This is a genomic window from Sporolactobacillus sp. KGMB 08714, from assembly GCF_036598985.1.
In the GTDB taxonomy this organism is placed as follows: domain Bacteria; phylum Bacillota; class Bacilli; order Bacillales; family Sporolactobacillaceae; genus Sporolactobacillus.
The window spans coordinates 253,660-276,050 of record NZ_JAUUBW010000001.1 but is presented as its reverse complement, the minus strand read 5'-3'; the positions used below and the strand labels follow the sequence as shown (position 1 = coordinate 276,050).

The window sequence follows — 22,391 nt, the reverse complement described above, 5'->3', positions numbered from 1 at the left end:
CTGCTGCCGCCTTTAAAAGTCCCCTGTCCCGGCGCGAAAACAGCCGGGACTGTTTATTGAGCGATATCAAGCTCCACCGGACAATGATCGGATCCGGGGATATCGCTTAAAATTTTGGCGTCTTCCACCTTTGAAGTCAGGCGATCGGAAACAACAAAGTAGTCGATTCGCCATCCGATATTCCGCTTCCGTGCATTTCCCATGTAGGACCACCATGAATAAGCACCTTCCCGATCAGGATAAAGATACCTGAAACTATCGGAAAATCCCGCAGCCAGCAGCCGGGAAAAATCTTCTCTTTCTTCTGCCGTGAATCCGGCGTTTTTCATGTTGCTTTTCGGATTTCTCAGGTCAATTTTCTCGTGGGCGACGTTCAGATCCCCGCAAAAAATAACCGGTTTCCGGCTGTCCAGCCCGCAAATGAAATGGACAAAATCTTCTCCCCATTCAAGCCGATAGCCCAGCCGTTTCAGATCCCGGCGTGCATTCGGCGTGTAAACGGTGATCAAATAAAACGATTCATATTCCAGCGTGATGACGCGGCCCTCGTGATCATGCTTTTCAATCCCCATGCCGTAGACGACATTCAAAGGCTCTTCTCTGGTAAAAATGGCCGTGCCTGAGTAGCCCTTTCTTTCCGCATCATTCCAAAACTGATAATAGCCGGGCAGCTGCACGTCGACCTGATCGCGCTGCAGCTTTGTTTCCTGAATGCATAATGCATCCGCGCCCGTCTTCTCCAGCCACTCCGGCAGATCCATTTTTCTCTGCAGAGCGCGGAAGCCGTTGACATTCCAAGATAAAAATTTCAAATTCCAGTCTCTCCTCGCTTGGTCCATCTTTATCTGCCGCGATTCTATTGCATAGAATCGATTTCAATCCACGTACCTCAAGGTAAAAAAAACGGCTTCCCCCGCCGTCTCGACCTTCGAACCCTCTCGCCGGCCTTGATCCGTAAGCCGGCTCCGTCATTCGCTGATAAAAAAACTTGGCTGTTTTCTGTGAGATGTTTCACAAAAAGAATTTAATCATCCGTCCGAACTGAAACATTTCACAAGCACCGCATCATTTCGCAGAAAGCCGCCTGCTTATTTCCCGCTGAATTGTTCCGAGTAACTGTTCAGCAGACGATGTTTCGTATCCCATACCTTTCTGGACAGATCCACATAATAGTTATGCGGATTTTCAAAACGCAGCACTTCGGCCCATTGCCGTTCGACCTGTTCCCCCGCGATCTTTCGTATCTCCCGCACTGAAGGGCTCTTGTAGCAGAGCCGGCCGCCGTCGAAAATTTGTTCGCGCAGCAGTTCCACCTTATAGTTCGTCAAGGTTTTCTTTTTCCATGTATAGACGGGATCAAAAATGGTCAGGGACCGGCTGGCGTCCAGCGATTCATCATGATCGCAGATCAGATCGGCGATCGCTTTATCGGCCTCTTTTTCATAGATTCTGTAGATTTTTTTAAACCCGGGATTTGTAATCTTTTCTTCATTTTCACTGATTTTTATACGGGGAATAATTTTTCCGCCCTTTTCAACGGCAACCATTTTATAAACGCCGCCGAAAACCGGTTCGGACCTGGCCGTAATCAGCCGTTCACCGACACCGAAAGAATTAATCCGGGCACCCTCGGCAAGCACATCCTTGATAATATGCTCGTCCAGTGAATTTGAAATGACAATAATAGCATCCGGGAATCCGGCTTCATCCAAAGCTTTTCTGACCTTTCTTGTCAGATAAGTAATATCTCCGGAATCAATCCGGATACCAAGCGCCTTATGCCCCTTTTCTTTCAATTCGCGGAATACGGTGATCGCGTTCGGCAGCCCGGATTTCAACACATTATAAGTATCAATCAGAAGCAGGCACTGGTCCGGATAGGCATTCGCCCAGGCACGGAAAGACTCCAGCTCGCTATCAAACAGCTGGATCCAGCTGTGCGCCATCGTCCCTGAAACAGGAATATCAAACATCATTCCGGCCAGCGTATTAGCCGTGGCGGAGCAGCCCCCGATGACCGCGGCCCGTGCTCCGTAAATCGCGCCGTCATAACCCTGTGCCCGTCTGGATCCGAATTCCATCACCGGCCGCTTCCCGGCAACCCGGCAAATCCGATTCGCTTTCGTCGCAATCAGCGTCTGGTGATTGATGGTGACAAGCACCATTGTTTCCAGGAGCTGCGCCTGTATGACAGGGCCTCTGACCGTCACAAGCGGCTCATTCGGAAAAACCGGGTAACCTTCAGGAATCGCCCAGACATCACAGGAAAACTTGAAATTCGCAAGATAATCCAAAAATTTCTCAGAAAACTGGCCGGTCGACCTGAGATAATCGATATCAGCTTCCGTGAAATAAAGACTTTTTAAATAGTCGATCAGCTGATCGACGCCGGCCATGATACAATAGCCGCCGCCGTCAGGTACCCGGCGGAAATACATATCAAAATAGACGATCTGGTCGCCCACTCCTTCCTCCAGATAACTGTTTCCCATCGTGAGCTCATAGAAATCCACCAACATTGTCAGATCTCTGTCGTTTCTCACGTCAAACCTGCTCTCCATGTCGTATTTCCCCCAATATGGTCGGTTATATAAGTCAAACTTTGTTTTGAGTATACTATTGCCGGGCCGTCTTGTAAAACGGAAGGCACGCGCCGAATTCAATCATGTCTTTTCAATCTCATGATCGCTTGTGACAGGATCGCAGTCATTCAGGCCTCCGGCTCCCACTTCGAAAGAGAAAGCAGTATACTTAACTTATTATGAAAAGTGCTCTTTCATGGAGGAAAAATGAATGATTAAACTAATCGCTATTGATCTGGACGGAACCTTGCTGAATGATCAGAAAACCATTACAGCGAAAACGCAGGCTGTACTGAAAGAAGCCAAAAAACAGGGGGTCCGGGTGGTTCTGTGTTCGGGCAGGCCGCTGCTCGGCATCGCCCATTATTTGGATGAGTTGGGGCTGAGAGAAAACGGCGACTACGCCATTACCTACAACGGCGGCCTCGTACAGAAAACGGACACGGGAGAAGTTTTATCCGAGAAGATTCTGACCAAAAGCGACGTCGTTTCGCTCTATGACCTGAGCCGCGAGCTGGGTGTGCCGATGAACTTTATTGATCTGGAAAAAATATACAGCCCGGCGCCGCCCAAAGGGAGGCCTTCATTGTACGGAAATATCATGACGGCGCTTCCGTTCGTCCGTGTATCGATGAATACATTGCCGGACGATCTGAAAATCAACAAAGCGATTTTCTGTACCGATCAGCCGACCCTTGATCAGGCGATCAGCCGGATTCCCTCCTTTTTTACGGAGAGATACACCCTTATGAAATCGAGGCCGATCCTCCTGGAAATTATGAATAAAGAAGTCGATAAAGGCAAAGGTCTGCAGGCGCTCGGCCGCCGCCTCGGCATTCACGCCGATGAAATGATGGCGCTTGGCGACCAGGAAAACGATCTGGCTATGATTCGCTATGCAGGCCTGGGTGTGGCTATGGGAAATGCAATTGACCGTGTGAAAGCAACGGCTCAATTTATCACCGGAACCAATACGGAAGACGGCGTCGCTTACGCTGTCGAAAGATTCGTGCTGAACCGGTGAATCACTCGATTCAAGAAAAGCACCTCAATCAATAGAAGCGGCCGGCATGAGCATTTTCACTCATGCCGGCCGCTTCTATTCCCGATCTTGGTTTATCAGGCCAAAACTTTCTGATACTTTACGTAACATTGGAATAAAGCATCCCAGCTTTTTTTAAGTTTCATCCTTAATCGCATTGAAATCCATTGATGAACAATCCGGCGAAAGAGCTGGCTCAACAGTTTCTCAGATTCAAAAACAGGCGATCTGAAAATATGTCTCACCTCTTCAAATGGAACGGAACTGTCGTGACAACCACATCTTTGTGCAGAACCAGCCAGGTGCGGAGAATCAATGCGCTCTGATTGTGCAGCAGGTTGTGCCAGCCCTTCCTCATAATGAATTGGGGCAGCAGAATATGGATATAATCTTCTTTGCCCTTTTCAGCCTCCAGTTTGCGGATAAAAGACGCGATCGGTGCGAGCAGAGAGCGATACTGGCTTTTAAGCACGATCAGTTCGCACGGTGAGCCCCATTCCTGCCAGCGCTTCCGGACCTTTTCTATCGACGCATCGTCAAAGCCGACATAGACGGCAATGACATGGGTATCGAGACTCTTGGCAAACGACAGGGTATTATTGACCACACGATGGATACCGGAAATAAGGACAATCGAGGTGACTTTATGAGCGGCCGGGCGATCATTCACCAGGTCAATGCGAAGCTGCCCGGCGACTTCCCGATAGTGCCGCGATATAGTCAATGAAAAATGGACAAAAAGCGGCAGAATGACAGTAATCAGCCAGGCACCGCCCATAAACTTCGTCACTGCGAAAATGAGCGCAACCACCGCTGTCACGACGGCACCGAAGCCGTTAATCGCCCGGTATATCCTCCAATGGCGACGCCCTTTCACACGATTCCAGCGGCGGACAAGGCCCGTCTGGGCAATCGTAAAAGAAATAAATACGCCGATCGCATAAAGCGGGATCAGACTGTTTGTTTCAGAATGAAAGATGGCGACCAGCAGACCGGCAAGCGCCGCCACCATCAGGATGCCGTTGGAATAGGACAGGCGATCGCCGCGCTGTGCCAGCTTGCGCGGAAGATAGCCGTCTGAAGCAACGATCGCCGCCAGCTGTGAAAAACCATTAAATGCTGCATTGGCAGCCAGGATAAGAACCGCAAAGGTTGACCAGATAATCAGCTGGTAAACCCATCCATGCCCGAAAGTGACACCCGCCAGTTGCGACAGCATCGTATTGTTTGGATTAACGGATATGCCGCGGACATACAGATGATAGGCAAAGCCAAGCAGCGTCACGGCTTCGAGGATTCCCAGGGCCACATAGGTTTTTATCGCATTTTTTTGTTTGGGCACACGGAAAATCGGCAGTGAGTTGGAAATCGTATCGATGCCGGTCAGAGCCGAGCAAGTGGAACTGAACGCCTTTAAAACCAGCAGGACGGTCAGATCCTTCGGCACCGTTCCGAACGCAGGCGTTGCCGCCTGGACGAAGCCGTGCCGCACTTCATCGGCAAAGCCGAAAAAGATCAGGGTAAGCATGCCGGCCATGAATAAAAAGGTCGGCCAGGCGAGCAGACTGGCCGCCTCGGCAACGCCGCGCAGGTTGATAATGACCAGCGCGAGAATACAAATGAGAGCAAGCGTTGTCCGGTAAGGGGCAATCGCGGGATAAGCGGAGGCAACGGAGGCCATGGCCGCCGAGACAGAGACAGCCACCGTCAGTACATAATCGATAAGCAGCGCGCTGGATGACGTAACGGCCACCCACGGCTGCTTAAAATTGTTCTTCGCAATCGCATAGGCGCCGCCGCCGTTCGGATAGGCGATGACACCCATAATATAGGAGCTGATTAACATCGCAAGCAGCACGACCGTTGCAAGCGCCAGAGGAAGAATCAGCCACTTCGCCCCCGGACCCAGCTGAACGAGTTCGGTCATGCCTGACTCGGGTCCATACGCGACTGAGGAATACAGATCTGCAGACAAAACCGGCAGAGCGATCCACCATAATAACAGCGTACGGTTGGATCGTAACGCTTCACTCTTCATCGGCCGGCCGATCAGCAGGTGCTTCACAAAGTTAAAATGCGAAATGGCCTGCCAGCCTACAAAAGCGACAACGATAATCACAAAAATATTTAACCACTCAACCTCACCCATGAATACCTCACCTTTCCTTAATTCCCAAACTGTTTTCAAAGAGAGGCAAAAACCGCAGAGCACAGGCTCTGCGGTTTCATTCAGACTATACCAGCTGCCGCAACCTTCTCCTTGAACGCTGGCGAGGTTAGCTGACGGATTCGGGCATAAGAGTTGCCCTTCCCTGTAAAAGGATTCACCCCATGCGGCTTTCGCCGCCACTGGTTCCCCCGCTTCGTAATGAATTAAGCGATTTAAGATTTAAGCTATGATTAGATTATAGTCTAGCTTAGTTCCAAAAGTTTCGTTTGTAAAGAAAAAAAATTCCATTTCTATTTATAATTTTCCCCGAATAAAGCGGAAAAATGAGCGGAAAACAGAGACTTCCGAACAATATCCTTTTTTACTGAAGGTTTATAATTATTATTTATAACCAAATTATCAATTATAACATAATTAAATATTTTGCCCTATTGTCATGTAATTATTTTGATGGATGTGACAATTGGCCTGCTTATATAACATTTAATGCGGGGATTCCGATATATCAACTGACGGGGAGGTGAAAATATGCCAGTAAGCGGTGTTTCAAGCCCTTCTTCTTTTGCTGTTTATCAGCAATCTCAAACTCAGCGTTCGCAGCAGACTGCCGTACAGAACCAGGCTGTTTCTACAGACCAGGATCACGACAATGATAGTGACAAAGCGGGCAGCCGGGACATTGACAACAGCGGAACGACGGGAAAATTCATTGACGTACGTGCCTGATTTTTTTTTGAAACATCTGGATTTATGTCCGGGTGTTTTTTATTTTTCAGCTAAACAGTTCTGACAGCGCCGTTTCGGATCGTCTCCTGATTCTTTGCCTCCTTCTCGCTGCTTTGTAAAATATTTCTCCTTCTTTTTCTCCGATTCAACAAACAGGTACTGAAAAAAGATGCGGTTTCTGCATGATAATTTGTACAAACGTTAAATCTTGTCCCCTGGGGAACGTATATTTTAATAAATAGGTTTTTTCTGTCGAGCGCTTTTCCGCGGCCGACGCTTAGCAGAGAAGGGATCGGCCGTCACGTTATTGAAATAAAAATTAAGCAAAAAAATTCGCCTTTCACCAGCGTCAGCATGGAATGATTCAGCAAAGCCCAACCGGGTTCCTTTTTATCCGGAGAAACTCTCAGACCACATATAAAGGAGATAAATCAAATGGAAGAACAAGAACAGGAATACAAAGAAAAGCTGCCGATCGGATCCGAGCAGCTCAGGTCGTTTTATGGCCTCAGCTACAAAGAATTATTCAATGAGCTTGTCGCCTTTCATATGATCGATGAAACCGGCAGGCCGACAGAACTTGCGATCCAGAACGGCTGGATGAATCTGATCGAAATCGGGCAGGGCAGCAGCGATTCTTCAATCTGATTTTATATAAGCCGTTCAGTGCCCGGAATTCGCCGGTGCAGCGACAGTCGATCAGCCTCTCTCCTGCGCTTTGAAAAAAGGGCATTAAAAAGGCCGGTTCTGACGATACCGGCACGTGATTTCGATGATTTATTTAATAAGGCAAGGCGGATTCCCGATAGAAAATCATCCGTATCTGCCCCACACTTTCTCGGCTGCTGCATGTTCCCACGAATCATCCAGATCCGCGAGTTCTGTCCGGCCGTACTTGCGATCGAGTGCATTGCCGATAAGAAAATCAGCAATGGAAGGATTTTTCGGAAGAACGGGGCCGTGGAGATACGTTCCGATTAAATGTTTATAGACGAGCCCCTCTTTCTTATCCCTTTTGTTGTTTCCATAGCCTTTAATAACCGTACCGAGCGGTTCGTAAGGGTGGAAGGTCTGGCCCGCATGGTTCTCAAATCCGACCAGTCTACCAAACGTTTCCGACTCGATCAGGACGTCTCCGACCAGCCGGTTTTCCTTTGAAATCGTGTAAAAATCGACAATACCCAGCCCCTCAAGTTTCTCGCCGTTCAGCATCTGATAATAGTTGCCCAGAAACTGGTATCCGCCGCATACAGCCAGACAAGAGGTCCCGTCTTCTACAGCAGATTTGAAACCATCCCTGATCTTTTTTAATTCTTCCGTACAAAGAGCCTGTTCCCGGTCGCTCCCGCCGCCGATAAAAAGAATATCGGCCTGGGAGAGCGGAACGTCGCTCGCCTGATCAATTTTATTAATAGGTACGATGTTCAATGAGATTTCACGCCATTCGCACCTTTTCTTCAATGTTAGAATATTCCCCCGGTCGCCATAAAGGTTTAACTTATCCGGGAAGAAATGAAAAAGAGTCAGCGATTTCAATTTAAGAACTCCTTCTTATTGTGTAGCGGCGCTTGCCTCGCCCTCTGCCATCCGCTTTCCCCGGAATCACGTCTGATTGCGGACCATCCTTTTTTCCGGGACGGAAAGAGACTGATCGGACTGTGTCCTTAATTCCAGATAACTTCTGACATGTTCAAGCGGTGTATAGTTCGGCAGGTAGTAGGTCAGGGAAGCGGATTCGAGAGCCTGGTCGATTGCTTTTTTCAGATTGGGAATGATTCTGACCTTTTCTTCCCCGATCTCGGCGTATTTCAGCCTGATGGCCAGATCATACGCCCTCGTGCCGCTGCAAATAATCTGCCACACTTTCTCATTTCTGAATTTCTCAAAATCCACATCCCAGATCCAGGAAATATCCTCGCCGTCTGCTGCAAAATCGTTTAGAAAGAGCACAATTTGTTTTTTTTGAGGATCATCGTTGACCTCTGAAATCGTTATATTATAGCCGGCAGGATTTTTCACAAGGTTCAGTACTTGACGCGTATGATTGAACAGATACGTCGTCATTCTGCCGTTCCTGACGCTGTATGTCTCTAATCCCTCTCTGACAGCTTCAATAGGAATCCTGATTTCCTGGGCGACAGAAAAAGCCGCCAGTGCATTATAAATGTTGTGGACGCCTGAAAGACCGAGGATATAGTCCGATTGATTAATGGTCAGTTGATAGCCGTGTTCCGCTTTTCGGACGTTCTCCACCTCAAACTTCGGATCGTGTCTTTTAAAACCGCATTCACAGGAGTAGTAACCGAGCTGTCCGTAAAAAGTTTGCGAATAATGAAGCGGTCTGCCGCAATTCGGGCAATATTTTGAATCCGCCATACTGTTTTTTTCAAAATGAATCGCATCGGCACCGATGCCGAAGTATATTTTTTCATTCTTGAGATCGGAAAAACGGTTGACAAACGGATCATCGGCATTTAAAACAAGCTTGGCGTCGACTTTTTCAATCGCTTTATAAATTTTTTCAATCAATAAATCAATTTCTCCGTAGCGATCGAGCTGGTCTCTGAAAAAATTATTAATCACAATGATTTTGGGCGTAATTTCTTTCAGAAAAGGAACCATTGTCGCCTCATCGACTTCAACGATCGCCCACTTATCCTTCATTTTTCCGTTAAGCCCGGCGTCGTCAATAAATGCCGTCGTAATGCCCGACATGAGATTATTGCCTAAAGAGTTGTGGACCGACGGGATGTGCCCGGACTTAAAAATATTCGAAATCAAATTGCAGGTCGTGGTTTTTCCGTTCGTTCCGGTCACTGCAATCACATTCATTGTACTGGATAGCTTTTTCAAAATGCGGGGATCAATCATTCTTGCCAATTCTCCGGACAGGGTATTCCCATGTCCCTGATGCATCAGCTGGATAAACTTTTTTACCCCTCTGTTTGTCAATATTGCCATATACGTATTAATAGCCGGCAAAGGATGTCGACCTCCTCTCATCTGATCTCCGAAAATAAGATCGGCCCGGACAAATCTCAACAATTTGTCCCATTTTTTTAACAGACACATGTATAAAACGGTATCAATTGTTCCAGAATGGTTCTAATGAACGGCAGTGCCTTCAATGACACGTTTCAGGCGGCTTTTAAGTGTATATGCTTCAAGCCGAAACAAAAATACCAAAACATTTTCCGCCGTTTATAATCTGTATTTTTCTTAGTTTGAGAAATCGATTCATTTTTATGCCTGGTTTTTCCCCTGAAGTCCGTTCCGACATATGAATCTTAAATAGCACAAGCAGGCCGGCCTGTACGGATGAACAGATCGTTGCCGCAAAAAGCCTTACACATATTTCATTATCGTCCATGTCATTTACGGAGTCAATCGGCATCTGAAAGATTTTTGTCACTTTCTATCTAATTTCGTCCGCTTATACTGTATCCTTAAAAATCCTTAAAAATTTTCTTTTTTTGATACAAAAAGAGAGCGTCCGTTATAAAGCGGGCGCTCTCTCCTGACTGAAAATCAACTGTTTTATTGTGGAATGACAAGCTGCTGATTCGGATAAATCGTCGTTGAAGTCAGGTTGTTCGCCTGAATCAGCCGGCTGACGGTAATCCCGTGAGACGTAGCAATACCCCAGAGTGTGTCGTTCTTCTTAATTGTATATTTTTGCGCGGGATTCTGAAAAGACAGTTTCTGACCCGGATAGATCGTTGTCGATTTCAAATGATTAATCCACTGGATCTTCTGAATGCTGATGCCATTATCCCGCGAAATGGCCCAGAGCGTGTCTCCGGTACTGACGATATAAGTATTTTTAGCCGCTGTTTTCGTCGTGGAAACGGTTGTTCCGGTCGGAGCGGATGCCGTCGTGCTCGCTTTTGTGCTGCTTGCCGGCTGAGAAGAAGCGGACGACGATGCCGCAGCGGGAGCTGCGGTTGCCGCCGTGCTTTTCTGCGGAAGAGCCTGTCCCTTCAGATTCAGAGTTTGTCCGGCTTTGATGCTGTCTGAAGAAAGCCCGTTAATTGCTTTTAGATTGGAGACGGACACGTTCACTTTCAGGCTGATGGCCGATAAAGTGTCTCCCGTCTGTACTTTATAGGTCGACGCGCTTGCGGCAGATACTGACGATGTCTGCGTCTGCGCGGACGCCGGCTGCTGAGAAGAAGCGGACGTCTGAGCAGCAGAAGACGGCTGGGAAGCCGCTTTCGACTGAGTCGATGCCGCCGGAGCCGCTGTGCTGACCGATTTAACAGCCGGCTGAGCCGCTGCTGCCGCAGTAGTATTTGATGAACCGCTGCTGATCAGACGACGTGCGGTTATATATCTCGGCGCCCAGTAACTTGAAGCACCGCCCCCGAAAATCTGCGTTTCGCGGACGCCGACCTTTTCATTTTCAGAACTGATCATGTAGCCGCCGCCTACATAGATACCAACATGCGTAATACCGGGTGCATACGTACTGAAGAATACAAGATCGCCCGGCTGAAGGTTACTTTGGCTGACGTAGGTTCCGTAATTAGCCTGTGCCGCGGCGCTGTGCGGCAGGCTGATTCCGAACTGGCTGAATACCTTCATTGTAAACCCTGAGCAGTCATTTCCTCCCCAGACATACTTCTGTCCGATGTCCTGCTGAGCAACCGATACAGGGGTGGCAGCCAGGGCATAATGACCGCCAACTGTTCCTGATAAAACGAGACCGCCGACAATCGCAATAGGCAAAGCTGATTTTTTCATACAAAAACCCCTCCGAATTTTATGTTCCAAATTTCGCGTTATACTGCAACACCTGAACCGCTATGTAGTCATTCAGTTCGAATTTCATCGACGGATTAATAGTAACACATTTATCTGTTAATACCGATTACAACTCTTTAACAGTTAATTTATTATAAATTTATTGGTTTTGATATTTCAGAAAACAAGGCAGGAATAATAAGGAAAACGTGGTGTGAAAAGAATTCTTTATGTTAAATCCATTTTTGCAAGTGAAGAAAGATAGATTTCATTTTAAACATTGATCAATATTTATTTTTTCCTAATAATTCCATAGGTACACAAACAGCCTATTTTTCCGCCGATCTCCGATTCGACATTTTATCCGCAAAAGAAAAACGCCCTTCCGCTGTTTCTATTTTAAAACAGAAAACGGAAAGGCGTTCGTTGCATCATTGGCTGCCCTTATTAACAGCCCCAATATTCCGAGTAATTATTTGAACAGTGCTTCATCGCGGCCGGACGGCGAGGCTGCAAATAATCCCAGCTTTTTCAGCTGGCCGATCATGGCGACTTTCTCTTCGTCGTTCAGGCCTCCCGTAATTTGAACGACTGCCTGTTCATGTTCGGGAAAAATTTGTTCCATTAGTTTCCGGCCTTTCCCTGTAAGCGCCGCATAAGTGATCCGGCGGTCCTGCGGACAGGGTACTCTTTTTAACAATTTTTTCTTTTCCAGCTGATCGATGACATACGTCGTGCTGCTGCTGGCGATCAGAATTTTTCCGCCGATCTTCTGGATCGGCTGATCCCCTTTGTGAAAGAGCAGTTCGAGTACGCTGAACTCCGTCAGATTCAGTCCGTGCCGTTTAATATCCTCTTCGATCCGTTTCCTGACCGACTGTGTTGCCCGAGTCAAAACGACCCATAATTTTAATGCGGTATCCTTTTTATCTGGAATCCCTTTATTCGGCTCTTCATCCATTGTCCGTCGTCCTCACTTTTATCTCTAATTCGAGATAATTATATAATGAAACCGGTACAGAATCAAGTGATCGGTCATCGCGGGGTTGAGTGGCTGTGTTCGTCCGTATGTCAAATATCCAGAGGTTCCAGCCGTTCTTCAATGAATGCGCGGCGATCTTCCAGAAACGGCGGAAGAGAAAGGGTCTGTCCGAGTTCCGATTCCTTTTCATCTGTCGCAAAACCCGGCCCGTCCGTCGCAAATTCAAACAGGATACCGTTGAATTCCCGGACATACAGAGACTGGAAGTAAAACCTGTCGACAAAGCCCGAATTCGGCAGGCCCGTTTTTCCGATCGTACCGATCCACTCATCCAGAGCGTCCCGGTCGGCGACACGCCAGGCAAGATGATGGACACTGCCGTATCCCGGCATTTCCGGTGCATGAGCCGTGTCTTCCCGGACTATCAGCTGGGCTCCGTGCCCGCCTTCTCCCACTTCAAACAAAGTATCTTCACCTTCACGGGCTGCTTCCCGGAAATGGAGCACATCCTGCAGAAAGGTGCGGATTAACTCAAGCCGCGACACGGTAAGGGTTACCGTACCCAATCCATAAATCGCATGTTCAACCGGTACCGGTCCGTTTGTCCAGGGAATGCCGGGGATACCCGCATTCTTTTCGTCCGAAATCAATCGCAGCGGGGTACCGTCAAAGTCTTCAAACTCCAGGGCTTTGTGACCGAACAGCATCGTGATCTCCCGGTGGGCAACATGCAGCGCATCAAATCGCCGGGCCCAAAAAGCGAGCGAGCGGTCGGCGGGAACACGCAGAGAAACCCGGGATATTGAATTTGTCCCCTTCCTCGTCGGCTGCGTGCCCGGAAACTCGAAGAAGGTCAGGTCTGTTCCGGGACTTCCCTTCTGATCCGCATAAAACAGGTGGTAGACAGAAATGTCGTCCTGATTGACCGTTTTTTTAACTAATCTCATACCGAGCACCTTCGTGTAAAAGGCAACGTTTCTTTTGGCGCTGCTCGTCACCAAAGAGATGTGATGCAATCCAAGCAGCTGATTCATAGGGTTTCCCTCCTTCAGTCTATTCAATAGTGCATGCTTCGCTTTCTTGTCCCGCTCTTTTTTTAAACGGTCCTGAACGATCTTCGCTTTATGCGGAGTGACATTGTTTCCCTTTTCATCAATGACGGTGACATTGAGCAGATTTTGTCGGAAAGCCCCTCGGAAGATGCTCAGGTATTGCTAGGTATTGCTGCCTCAGCTCATCCCTTTTTTCCAATTCCCGGGCAGTCAGTGTCCTTTCTTTGGCGGCTCCGGCCAAATCGTTGATCTCTTTAAGGAGCTTTTTCATCGCCGGACCTCCGATAAAAGATTGAAACCACTTCGCCGATGCCTGCACTTCACTGTCTGTCAGCTGATGGCCTGAATGGGACCAATATGCCTGTACCGCAGCTTCAGCCTTTTCAAAACCGGCAATCATCCGCCTGGCAGACTCAGGCGGAACGAGCGGATCACTGCTTCCGGCCGCCGCAAAAATCGATCGCCCCTTTAAATCGTGAAAACTGTCCAGAGGGCGATAATCTGTCCCGCGAAACAGGATCGCCCCATCAAAGATCGGATTTATATGATGAAAATGGCTGACGATCATGTTCGCCCCGTTTGAGTAACCGACCGCGACAACCGGCCTCTTGTCAAATTGATGCTCCGCGGCAAAATCGGTCAGAAACCGATAAAGCCGATCCGTTTCTTCTGTTAAATCCGCCACATCAATCTGCCCGTCCGGATAGCGGTTAAAAAACCGGTTCATCCCGTTTTCGGTCCGATTGCCGCGGAGACTGAGCACTGCGGCTTCCGGAGCAACCGTCTCAGCCAGGGGCAGCAGCGAATATTCATCTCCGCCTGTCCCGTGCAATAAGACAAGAACAGGCGACAGCGCCGTTTTTCCTTCATTATAAATGTATCGATAAGTCACATGGTTCACCTCCCGATGATATTGTTATTCCTAATTCATATATCTCTATTTCGAGATAATGGTATCTCAATAGCTATTTTTTGTCAATCCTGTGAACTGGCGTCGGTAGTGAATCAGGTTATATTCAAGAATGAATCAACAGTCCTTCGTTAAGATCAGTGCTCATTCAAAAAAGAGCCGTTGATTCAGACAGCTGTTCCATGATTGACGCACAGATTTGATCAAAAAAATCCTTTACTGCTTCTCTATACCAAAGAAATGAACGGCTACGCAGTTAACGGAACCTGCGCAGCCTCCCGATCGAATTTAGAAAGCCGCATTCCAAGGGCAAACTGCACCGGATCAGATTGCAGCCGCACCGAACATGAGCGGTCGCTCCGAATCGGGTTAAAGGTGCTCCGAAACGTCGAAAAGTTGCTCCTAATTGCCAAAATGCCGCACCGAATTTTAAATTGAACCGGCTGAGTTAATATGACTAAAAAATCGATTCATTTCACCTGTCTTTTTAATTTTTTACTTCAATGCACCAGCCGATGCCGCCCAACATTCGCCTTCGGACTTGCTATCCGGTAATCCACTTCTTTGTAATTAATGAACAGCTATAGATCAGGTTATAATTAAAGGATCGGGCCGGCGCTTTATCATGAACCGGCCGCACATACTGTCATGGGCCGTGCTTCCTGCAAATCGAATGACCATTCCCGCGTGCCGATAACCCGGCTGCGGATGCCTTGGGCTTACGCGCCTTTTGAGCCCACGAAAACCGGCTTGCCATTCTGTCCGGGCAGTCCTTTTTGCTGCCCCGTCGATCCATGATTAACCCTATTTATTTGATTACAGCCTTAACACAGAAAAAACTTAAGCCCATTTTCATCTTTTTTCAGTAATTTTTCATATTTGACTGATATAATGAAGATGTTTGTGGAAAGTGAGGGTTTTTGCTGATTTTTGCAGAGCGGCGTTGCTGAATGATGGGTTTTTTATTTTCTCTGTCCGATTGACAACGCCCGTCTTTTAAAAAAATCGGCGGGAATGGACAACCCGGAAGCTCTTTTCGTTACATTCTGGTTAAAACGCCTGACGGCTGCCGCCGGCGTTAAAACTAACCCAATAGGAGTGCCGTGACATGAAGATTATCGTTGCAGGTGGAGACGGATTCTGCGGATGGCCGACCGCTCTTTATCTTTCGAAAAAGGGCCATGAAGTATCGATTATTGATAATTATTTCAGGAGAAAATGGGACAAAGAGCTGCATTCCAATTCACTGACTCCGATTCTGACATTAAAAGAGAGAGTCGCAAAATGGAAAGAACTCACCGGAAAAACCATCAGATTATATGAAGGGGATCTGAATCACTATGATTTTCTGAGCCAGGTTCTCAGGCAGGCTCGTCCCGATGCCTTCGTCCATTTTGCGGAGCAGCGCTCGGCGCCTTACTCTATGATCGATCGTGAACACGCTGTTTTTACACAGGTGAATAATGTGGCCGGTACGCTGAATGTGATTTACGGTATTAAGGAAATCGTTCCCGAGTGCCATTTGATCAAGCTGGGAACGATGGGCGAATACGGAAATCCGAATATCCCGATTGAAGAAGGTTATATCCGCATTCAGCACGAAGGGCGCGAAGATGTCCTGCCTTTCCCAAAACAGCCGGGTTCGATGTATCACCTGTCCAAAGTCCACGACAGCCATAATATCATGTTTGCCTGTAAAACGTTCGGAATCCGGGCAACCGATTTGAACCAGGGAATTGTGTATGGCCTGCACACCGATGAAACACTGATCGATCCTGCTCTGATCAACCGCCTTGATTATGACGGCGTATTCGGGACGGCTCTTAACCGTTTCATCATTCAAACCGCGATCGGACATCCGCTGACTGTCTACGGAAAAGGCGGACAGACCCGCGGGTTTCTCAACATCATGGATACGGTCCGCTGCATTGAAATCGCGACGGAAAATCCCGCAGATTTCGGCGAATTCCGTGTTTTTAACCAGTTTACCGAAGAATTCTCCGTTCTGGATCTGGCCCGGAGCGTCCAGCATGTCGCCGAAGAAGAAGGAATGCCTGTAAAAATCGATCATCTCAAAGACCCGCGCGTCGAGTTGGAAGAGCACTTCTTTCACGCGAAGAATACAAAACTACAGAAACTGGGATTGAAGCCTCACTTGCTGACCGATGAGGTCATTCGCAACATCCTGCATGCGGTCATCCAGTACAAAGAACGTGTAATCGCTGAGAACGTCCTGCCGACCATCACATGGCGATGAACCGGCGGGAGGATTCCAGGATGAAAATAGCGATCGTTACGGAAACTTTTCTCCCCTCCACGGACGGAATTGTGACCCGGCTGTGCGAAAGCGTCAGATGGCTTAAGGCTCAGGGACATCAGATTCTGATTATCGCTCCCGATCTGGGCGTGTCCGAGTATAATGGGATACCGGTCAAGGGAATTCCCGCTCACCGGCTGTTCTTTTACCGAACAAAAAAATTTGCCCTGCCGCATCCGCTCGTCAAAAAATACCTGGAATCTTTTCAGCCCGATATCGTTCATGTCGTGAATCCGGCTCTTCTCGGCCTGGCCGGCATTTTTTTTGCGAAGCGGCTCGGGCTTTCCTTAATTGCCTCCTATCACACGAATGTGGCCCGGTACATGGATTATTATCACCTGTCTCTTTTTAAGCCTTTAATCTGGCGATATTTCCGTGCCATGCACAATCAGGCGGAAATCAATCTGTGTACATCTCAGACTGTGAGAGAAGAGCTGGAAGAACGGAAATTCCGGAATGTCCGCCTTTGGAAACGGGGAGTGGATCTACAGAGGTTCCGCCCGGAAATGAAAAGTGCGGCCATGCGCAGCCGACTGACGGACGGACATCCGGATAAAACGCTGCTTCTTTATGTGGGAAGGCTGGCGGCCGAAAAGGAAATCGAAAAAGTCAGAGAAATTTTGGAGGCTTCTCCCGGCTTATGGCTGGCCCTCGTAGGGGACGGACCGTATCGGAAAGAGCTGGAAGCTTATTTCAGCCATTCCAATGTCACCTTCACCGGCTTTTTGCACGATCAGGCGCTGGCCGAAGCCTATGCTTCATCCGATCTGTTTGTGTTTCCGTCGACAACGGAAACGCTCGGTCTGGTTATCCTGGAAGCCATGGCTTCCGGCCTTCCGGTGGTTGCCGCGGACAGCGGCCCTTCGCGCGAGCAGATTGAAAACGGAAAAAGCGGCGTGCTTTATGATCCGGAACGCCCCGGCGATTTCCTTCAAAAAGTGTTGTCGATTGTTAACGACGCCGAATATCTCGAGACGATGAAAATAACGGCCAGGCAGGAAAGCATTCACCTGGGCTGGAATAAAGCGTCCGAACAGCTGCTCGGATTTTATAAACAAGTAGTGGATCGTGTGCCTCTGCACACGAATAAAAGAAAAATCATATGATTTAAAAGGTTTGTCGCATGGACGGTACTTTTCCAATTTGAATTGTCTCGGGTCCGAACCAGCGTGCCAGGAGAGGAGGCCCTTCCCTTGTTTCAGTTTACGCAGTTTGTGATCATCGGAATGACCAATGCCGTCGTCGATCTTGGCTCGATGAATCTGTTGCTTATTTGTTTCCCGACTAAGCTGCATCTTCTGCTGCTTTTATATAATTCAGCCGCCTATACTCTGACGATGATTAACAGTTACATTCTGAATTCACGAATCACCTTTAAAAAACATTCCGACCGGACGGCAATACAAAGATTTCATTACATTGTCCAGGTGGTGATCTGTTTTCTCGTGAGCAACGCCGTCTTCATCGGCAGTGTATTCGTTGCCGAGAGGCTCTTCGAAAGTGCGTGGCTCGCACAGAACATCTCAAAACTGATGTCAATGGTGTTGTCTTCCTTAACAAGTTTCTACCTGATGAAGTATTACGTTTTTCATAAAAGAAAATCAAAATCATTATGACAGGCCGGTCCCCTCTCCTCGTTCGAGAGGGATCGGCTTGTTGTTTACCTCCCCGATATATTTTATCCGACCTGGTCAATCACCCCGCTTTAATTAGTCAATTCTAATTAGCGTCTGTTTTCCATGACATCCGTTTCTCTCAGAGCTAAGCAATAGATAAATTCTATTGTACACAAAAAAAATCCAATTAGACTGCGCTGATTGGCGGGTTTACGATAAAGAGTGTTAGAGAAATGGTCGATCATTTCAATTAAACAAATCTAAATGAAGATTGATAGATCGCGAAGGAGAGTGGAAAAATGGATTGGGAAGAGATTTATCACAAGCGGACAATGACTGCGGAAGAAGCCGTCAGTCAAGCGGTCAAATCCGGGGATCATATTTTTGTCGCACAGTCCGTTGCTGAACCCTTTTCACTGACAGATGCTTTAGCGGCCGATTATAAGCGTTTGAAAGATGTTGAGATTTTTCAAAACAGGCCCATTAAAGATTCTTTTTTTATTACACCCGAATCGGAGGGACACATAAAGTATAATCTGATTTTTGTAGGCGGAACGACACGAAAAGCTGTCGTTGAAGGAAAAGCAGATTTCACGCCCATTTTTTATTATGAGCTCCCGGAACTATTTGATCATCAGTATCCCCTGGATGTTGCTTTTGTCCAGGTTTCCCGTCCTGATCAACACGGCCTCGTCAGTTTTGGAATTAACGTCGACTATCAACTGGCTGCCGCCAGAAAGGCACGGATCGTTGTCGCCGAAGTCAATGATCAAATGCCGTTCACCCTGGGCGATTCGACAATGCATATAAAGGATATCGATTATTTTGTTGAAACAAGCCGACCACTTCCAGAAGAACCGGCTGCTATCGCCGATGAAGTCGGAAAAGCAATTGGACGTAATGTTGCATCATTAATTGACAACGGCTGCAATCTTCAGTTCGGATACGGCGCCGTTCCTGAAGCAGCAATCGAATTTTTAAAAGATCGGAAAGACTTGGGGATCTATACCGAAATGTTTTCCGATCATACGCTTGAATTGATTGAATCCGGTGCCGTGACCAATAAATACAATCCCGTCCATCCAGGAAAGGTTATCTCTTCTGTTATTTTAGGCTCAAAAAAGCTCTACGATTTCGTCGATAAAAATAACGATGTATTCATGTATCCGGTTGAGTTCGTCAACAATCCGGTTAATCTGGCGAAAGTGCCTAAATTGATTTCTGTTAATGCCTGCGTCCAGGTTGACTTTATGGGCCAGGTCAATGCCGAGACCATCGGGCCTACCCAGATCAGCGGCATTGGGGGCCAGCTTGATTTTGTCCGGGGTGCTACAATGTCGCCGGGCGGAAAAGCGATCATTGTTTGTCCTTCTACTGCCAAAAAAGGTACAGTATCCCGTATTGTTCCGTCCCTCGATCCAGGTGCGGCCGTGACGACTTCCCGTCACGATGTCAATTATGTCGTGACCGAATACGGCATTGCGGAGCTTAAGGGCAAATCAATCCGGCAAAGGGCTGAAAGTTTAATAAAGATTGCCCATCCGAAATTCCGCAGCGAACTGGCCGAGGCTTTTGAAGCAAGATTTAAACAACCCTACAAGGCCATATAATGCCACCATAAGTGCTTATTAATAAAGAAGAATAAAAGAGCACCGCAACAATTACGCAGGCGAAAGTGATTGTCGCGGCGTTTCTTTGTCCGCAGTTTTCGATGCTTGGTTTTTACAATGCTTGTGGCTTACAAGAGGACGCAAAACAGACTCCTATCTTCCCACTTAAACATACTGTGAAATCAATTCAAACTCTATGTTCAGTAATTTATAAATAAAACCAGGAAGAAATATCCTGGAAAAAGTACGCATGAATTTACATTAAAAAATATCTGAAATTGAAAGAAGAAGGAATGTAAATTTCAGATAATCTTATAGCGATCCGACTCTTTTCCACCATTCATTAACGTTTCAGTCAGCCGATCCCCACTTCTTACCGATTGTCAGTACCTCTGTCCCTTCTTTCCAGTAAACCCTCTTTTTCCAATTTCGAAAGAATATCTCGATACAATTGATTTTTTTTTATTTTACATGTAGCTGACCGGGGCAACCGATCGATTATTTCAATGCGTTCCGGATATTTATACTTCGCAACTTTTAGTTTTTCAAAGAAATTCTGAATATCTTTCAGATTTAGCTTTTGGGTCGGATCATTCAGAACGACATAGGCGCAGGCACGCTCTCCCAACCGCCGATCGGGCATAGGAACGACACAGGCTTCATGGATATTCGGATGGCAGAGAAGTAAACCCTCGATTTCACTGCTGCTGATATTTTCACCGCCTCGTATAATAATATCCTTTTTTCTCCCTGTTATCTTTATATAACCGTCCTTATCCATCACGCAGAGATCGCCGCTATAATACCATCCCTCATCATCTAGTGCATGATTCGTTAGCTCCGGTTCATCTAAATAACCAACAAAAACATTGGGTCCCCGTGAAGCCTCTTCGCCTTGGATACCCACTGGAACGGTGTGGCGAAATGGATCAACGGCTTTAATTTCAACTCCCCGCATCGCCTTTCCGTCTGTATGGATAAATTTATCCATTGGTGCATCGATACCGACCGCTGTATGCGGTACACTTTCAGTCGAGCCGTATACGCTTATGACTTTCAGCCCTGCACCAAGCGCTTTTTTTATCACATAAGAATGGAGTGGCGAACCGCCGCATAAAAAGAATCTCAATGATGAAATATCATATCTCTTTTTCTCCAATGAACGGAGAATATCGTAAACAAATGGAGTAGCGCCAATGATGCAGGTACATTGATATCTTTCGATCAGTTTGAGACATGTATCAGCTTCGAAATGATCCTGAAGAATACACGTTGCACCTGTAAGCAAGCCGTTAACAAAAGCATGATGAAAACCTGTGGCATGCGCGATCGGTGCAGGCATCAGTAGACGATCGAATGAAGTGATATTGAATGAAGCCGAATAAGCGCGCTCGCTGGAAATAATATTATTATGTGTCAGCATCACACCTTTTGGCTCCCCTTCCGATCCGGAGGTAAACAACACAGCGGCCACATCATCGGCACTGACTGATGCACATTCATTCAGCGTATTGGAACAGGAAAGTATTTCTTCAAGGGTTGTCCCATATTCTTTTAGCAGATTATTTCCCTTATTGACAATCACAATGTCTTTCAGTTCCGGTATTTCTGGAATAATCTCATTCAACATCTTACTATAATAGAATTTTCGAAAGAAATAGGGAATAAACATCATCTTAGTCCTACATTTATTGAGAATATGCACCAGTTCATGTCCACGGTAATTAGGCAATATAGGATTAATAACGGCGCCTATTTTAAAGCAGGCAATGCCTATAATAAAGAACTCCGACCATGCCGGCAGCTGCACGGAAATAACATCCCCGGGTATGATACCTCTTTTCTTCATATAAGAGGCGAGTTTTCCCGCCAGATGATCAACTTCCTTAAACCTCTGACAGCTGCCTAGATTATCCCTCACGAATACCTTGTTTGGATATGCAGAAACTGCCATTTGCCAGTAATCATTCAGTGTCGCGTCGCCCCAATATCCATTTTTTCTGTATTCATCTCTTCTCAGATTATTGATTTTCACTTTCAACGATTTAGGCATAATAATCTGCCTCCTACAACTTGCTAAAAATCTCCTCGGCTCTTACCTGATAGAAGTTGATGCAAAACCGTATTTTGCTTTCAAGGCGAGATCCGATGCCTCTGGTACTAATTCTGTAACATCTCCGCCATATTTTGAAATTCCTTTTACAATAGTTGAGCTTAAAAAGGAATAAGTTTTGTCAGCCATCATAAAACAGGTCTCCACAGAATCCGACAAATGATTGTTCGTTTCTGCAATTTGTAATTCATATTCAAAATCAGAGATAGCGCGTAACCCGCGTAAAATAATGTGGATATTTTGTTCTCTCATAAAATCGACAAGTAATCCGTTGAAACTCATGATCACAACATTAGTCATTTCGGCGGTTGCCTGCTTCAGAAGAGTTATCCGTTCTTCCAATGTAAAAAGCGGTTTCTTGTTGCTGTTATTAAGAACAGCAACAACAAGTTGATCAAATATTTTCATCCCTCTTCGCATCATATCCAGATGACCATTGGTTACGGGGTCAAAACTGCCCGGATAAACCGCCCGTTTCTTCATCTTTTATGCTTCTCTCTATTTTCAATTTTTCGTCCAGATTTAATT

General features: G+C 46.9%; 17 protein-coding genes, 1 pseudogene and 1 riboswitch. Of the genes and pseudogenes, 7 read left to right on the top strand and 11 right to left on the bottom strand.

From position 1 onward, the window contains the following. Positions 1 to 53 precede the first annotated feature (53 nt). Positions 54 to 812, bottom strand: a complete 759-nt coding sequence (locus tag Q6A92_RS01235) for an exodeoxyribonuclease III (protein ID WP_332236784.1) — start codon at positions 810 to 812, stop codon at positions 54 to 56. 276 nt (positions 813 to 1,088) lie between these two features. After that, positions 1,089 to 2,561 carry a nicotinate phosphoribosyltransferase gene (locus tag Q6A92_RS01230; RefSeq protein ID WP_332236782.1) on the bottom strand — a complete coding sequence of 491 codons (1,473 nt, stop codon included), beginning with the start codon at positions 2,559 to 2,561 and terminating at the stop codon, positions 1,089 to 1,091. Positions 2,562 to 2,793: 232 nt separating this feature from the next. Here Q6A92_RS01230 and yidA point away from each other — a divergent pair, with 232 nt between their 5' ends. After that, positions 2,794 to 3,606, top strand: a complete 813-nt coding sequence (gene yidA, locus Q6A92_RS01225) for a sugar-phosphatase (RefSeq protein WP_332236781.1) — start codon at positions 2,794 to 2,796, stop codon at positions 3,604 to 3,606. Between the two features lie 259 nt (positions 3,607 to 3,865). Here yidA and Q6A92_RS01220 read toward each other — a convergent pair whose 3' ends face one another. After that, on the bottom strand, positions 3,866 to 5,773 hold the full coding sequence (locus Q6A92_RS01220; RefSeq protein WP_332236780.1) for an APC family permease: 1,908 nt from the start codon (positions 5,771 to 5,773) through the stop codon (positions 3,866 to 3,868). 102 nt (positions 5,774 to 5,875) lie between these two features. After that, positions 5,876 to 6,014: riboswitch (cyclic di-AMP (ydaO/yuaA leader) on the bottom strand. Between the two features lie 308 nt (positions 6,015 to 6,322). Here Q6A92_RS01220 and Q6A92_RS01215 point away from each other — a divergent pair. Continuing rightward, complete coding sequence (locus tag Q6A92_RS01215) at positions 6,323 to 6,520, top strand: hypothetical protein (RefSeq protein ID WP_274400213.1); 198 nt, start codon at positions 6,323 to 6,325, stop codon at positions 6,518 to 6,520. A 435-nt stretch (positions 6,521 to 6,955) separates the two neighbouring features. After that, on the top strand, positions 6,956 to 7,168 hold the full coding sequence (locus tag Q6A92_RS01210) for a hypothetical protein (protein WP_274400211.1): 213 nt from the start codon (positions 6,956 to 6,958) through the stop codon (positions 7,166 to 7,168). A 165-nt stretch (positions 7,169 to 7,333) separates the two neighbouring features. Here Q6A92_RS01210 and Q6A92_RS01205 read toward each other — a convergent pair whose 3' ends face one another. The 6 genes and pseudogenes from Q6A92_RS01205 to Q6A92_RS01180 all read right to left on the bottom strand — a co-directional run. Continuing rightward, entirely contained in the window at positions 7,334 to 8,056 is a 723-nt protein-coding gene (locus tag Q6A92_RS01205; RefSeq protein WP_274400210.1) for a type 1 glutamine amidotransferase, read from the bottom strand. Between the two features lie 66 nt (positions 8,057 to 8,122). Further along, on the bottom strand, positions 8,123 to 9,502 hold the full coding sequence (locus Q6A92_RS01200; protein WP_332236779.1) for a MurT ligase domain-containing protein: 1,380 nt from the start codon (positions 9,500 to 9,502) through the stop codon (positions 8,123 to 8,125). Between the two features lie 555 nt (positions 9,503 to 10,057). Further along, the gene (locus tag Q6A92_RS01195) at positions 10,058 to 11,263 is read right to left on the bottom strand and encodes a LysM peptidoglycan-binding domain-containing protein (protein WP_332236778.1); all 1,206 of its coding nucleotides are present in this window, start codon (positions 11,261 to 11,263) and stop codon (positions 10,058 to 10,060) included. A 472-nt stretch (positions 11,264 to 11,735) separates the two neighbouring features. After that, entirely contained in the window at positions 11,736 to 12,224 is a 489-nt protein-coding gene (locus Q6A92_RS01190; RefSeq protein WP_332236777.1) for a MarR family winged helix-turn-helix transcriptional regulator, read from the bottom strand. A gap of 110 nt (positions 12,225 to 12,334) precedes the next feature. Beyond that, the gene (locus Q6A92_RS01185; RefSeq protein ID WP_332236776.1) at positions 12,335 to 13,279 is read right to left on the bottom strand and encodes a ring-cleaving dioxygenase; all 945 of its coding nucleotides are present in this window, start codon (positions 13,277 to 13,279) and stop codon (positions 12,335 to 12,337) included. Positions 13,280 to 13,481: 202 nt separating this feature from the next. Next, a pseudogene (locus tag Q6A92_RS01180) lies at positions 13,482 to 14,024 on the bottom strand (alpha/beta hydrolase); the annotation flags it as partial. Positions 14,025 to 15,315: 1,291 nt separating this feature from the next. On the opposite strand from Q6A92_RS01180, the gene Q6A92_RS01175 reads away from it, so the two are divergent. From Q6A92_RS01175 to Q6A92_RS01160, 4 genes are all read left to right on the top strand, one after another. Next, complete coding sequence (locus tag Q6A92_RS01175; protein WP_332236774.1) at positions 15,316 to 16,464, top strand: NAD-dependent epimerase/dehydratase family protein; 1,149 nt, start codon at positions 15,316 to 15,318, stop codon at positions 16,462 to 16,464. 20 nt (positions 16,465 to 16,484) lie between these two features. Further along, positions 16,485 to 17,630: a glycosyltransferase family 4 protein gene (locus Q6A92_RS01170; protein WP_332236773.1), complete on the top strand. Its 1,146-nt coding sequence runs from the start codon at positions 16,485 to 16,487 to the stop codon at positions 17,628 to 17,630. Between the two features lie 87 nt (positions 17,631 to 17,717). Next, a complete protein-coding gene (locus tag Q6A92_RS01165; RefSeq protein ID WP_274400201.1) occupies positions 17,718 to 18,140 on the top strand; it encodes a GtrA family protein in 423 nt (140 codons plus the stop codon). A 299-nt stretch (positions 18,141 to 18,439) separates the two neighbouring features. Further along, entirely contained in the window at positions 18,440 to 19,750 is a 1,311-nt protein-coding gene (locus Q6A92_RS01160) for an acetyl-CoA hydrolase/transferase family protein (RefSeq protein ID WP_332236772.1), read from the top strand. A 373-nt stretch (positions 19,751 to 20,123) separates the two neighbouring features. On the opposite strand, the gene fadK is transcribed toward Q6A92_RS01160, so the two are convergent. Both fadK and coaD read right to left on the bottom strand, forming a co-directional pair. After that, positions 20,124 to 21,803 (bottom strand): medium-chain fatty-acid--CoA ligase, encoded by a 1,680-nt coding sequence (gene fadK, locus Q6A92_RS01155; RefSeq protein WP_332236771.1) that lies wholly within the window; start codon positions 21,801 to 21,803, stop codon positions 20,124 to 20,126. Positions 21,804 to 21,845: 42 nt separating this feature from the next. Beyond that, positions 21,846 to 22,346 carry a pantetheine-phosphate adenylyltransferase gene (gene coaD, locus Q6A92_RS01150; protein ID WP_332236770.1) on the bottom strand — a complete coding sequence of 167 codons (501 nt, stop codon included), beginning with the start codon at positions 22,344 to 22,346 and terminating at the stop codon, positions 21,846 to 21,848. Positions 22,347 to 22,391: the final 45 nt, after the last annotated feature.

Excerpts from the sequence above, each read along its gene's own strand:
- Q6A92_RS01230 (WP_332236782.1), bottom strand. The coding sequence starts at position 2,561 with ATGGAGAGCAGGTTTGACGTGAGAAACGACAGAGATCTGACAATGTTG.
- yidA (WP_332236781.1), top strand. The coding sequence starts at position 2,794 with ATGATTAAACTAATCGCTATTGATCTGGACGGAACCTTGCTGAATGAT.
- Q6A92_RS01220 (WP_332236780.1), bottom strand. The coding sequence starts at position 5,773 with ATGGGTGAGGTTGAGTGGTTAAATATTTTTGTGATTATCGTTGTCGCT.
- Q6A92_RS01215 (WP_274400213.1), top strand. The coding sequence starts at position 6,323 with ATGCCAGTAAGCGGTGTTTCAAGCCCTTCTTCTTTTGCTGTTTATCAG.
- Q6A92_RS01210 (WP_274400211.1), top strand. The coding sequence starts at position 6,956 with ATGGAAGAACAAGAACAGGAATACAAAGAAAAGCTGCCGATCGGATCC.
- Q6A92_RS01195 (WP_332236778.1), bottom strand. The coding sequence starts at position 11,263 with ATGAAAAAATCAGCTTTGCCTATTGCGATTGTCGGCGGTCTCGTTTTA.
- Q6A92_RS01190 (WP_332236777.1), bottom strand. The coding sequence starts at position 12,224 with ATGGATGAAGAGCCGAATAAAGGGATTCCAGATAAAAAGGATACCGCA.
- Q6A92_RS01185 (WP_332236776.1), bottom strand. The coding sequence starts at position 13,279 with ATGAATCAGCTGCTTGGATTGCATCACATCTCTTTGGTGACGAGCAGC.
- Q6A92_RS01175 (WP_332236774.1), top strand. The coding sequence starts at position 15,316 with ATGAAGATTATCGTTGCAGGTGGAGACGGATTCTGCGGATGGCCGACC.
- Q6A92_RS01170 (WP_332236773.1), top strand. The coding sequence starts at position 16,485 with ATGAAAATAGCGATCGTTACGGAAACTTTTCTCCCCTCCACGGACGGA.
- Q6A92_RS01160 (WP_332236772.1), top strand. The coding sequence starts at position 18,440 with ATGGATTGGGAAGAGATTTATCACAAGCGGACAATGACTGCGGAAGAA.
- fadK (WP_332236771.1), bottom strand. The coding sequence starts at position 21,803 with ATGCCTAAATCGTTGAAAGTGAAAATCAATAATCTGAGAAGAGATGAA.
- coaD (WP_332236770.1), bottom strand. The coding sequence starts at position 22,346 with ATGAAGAAACGGGCGGTTTATCCGGGCAGTTTTGACCCCGTAACCAAT.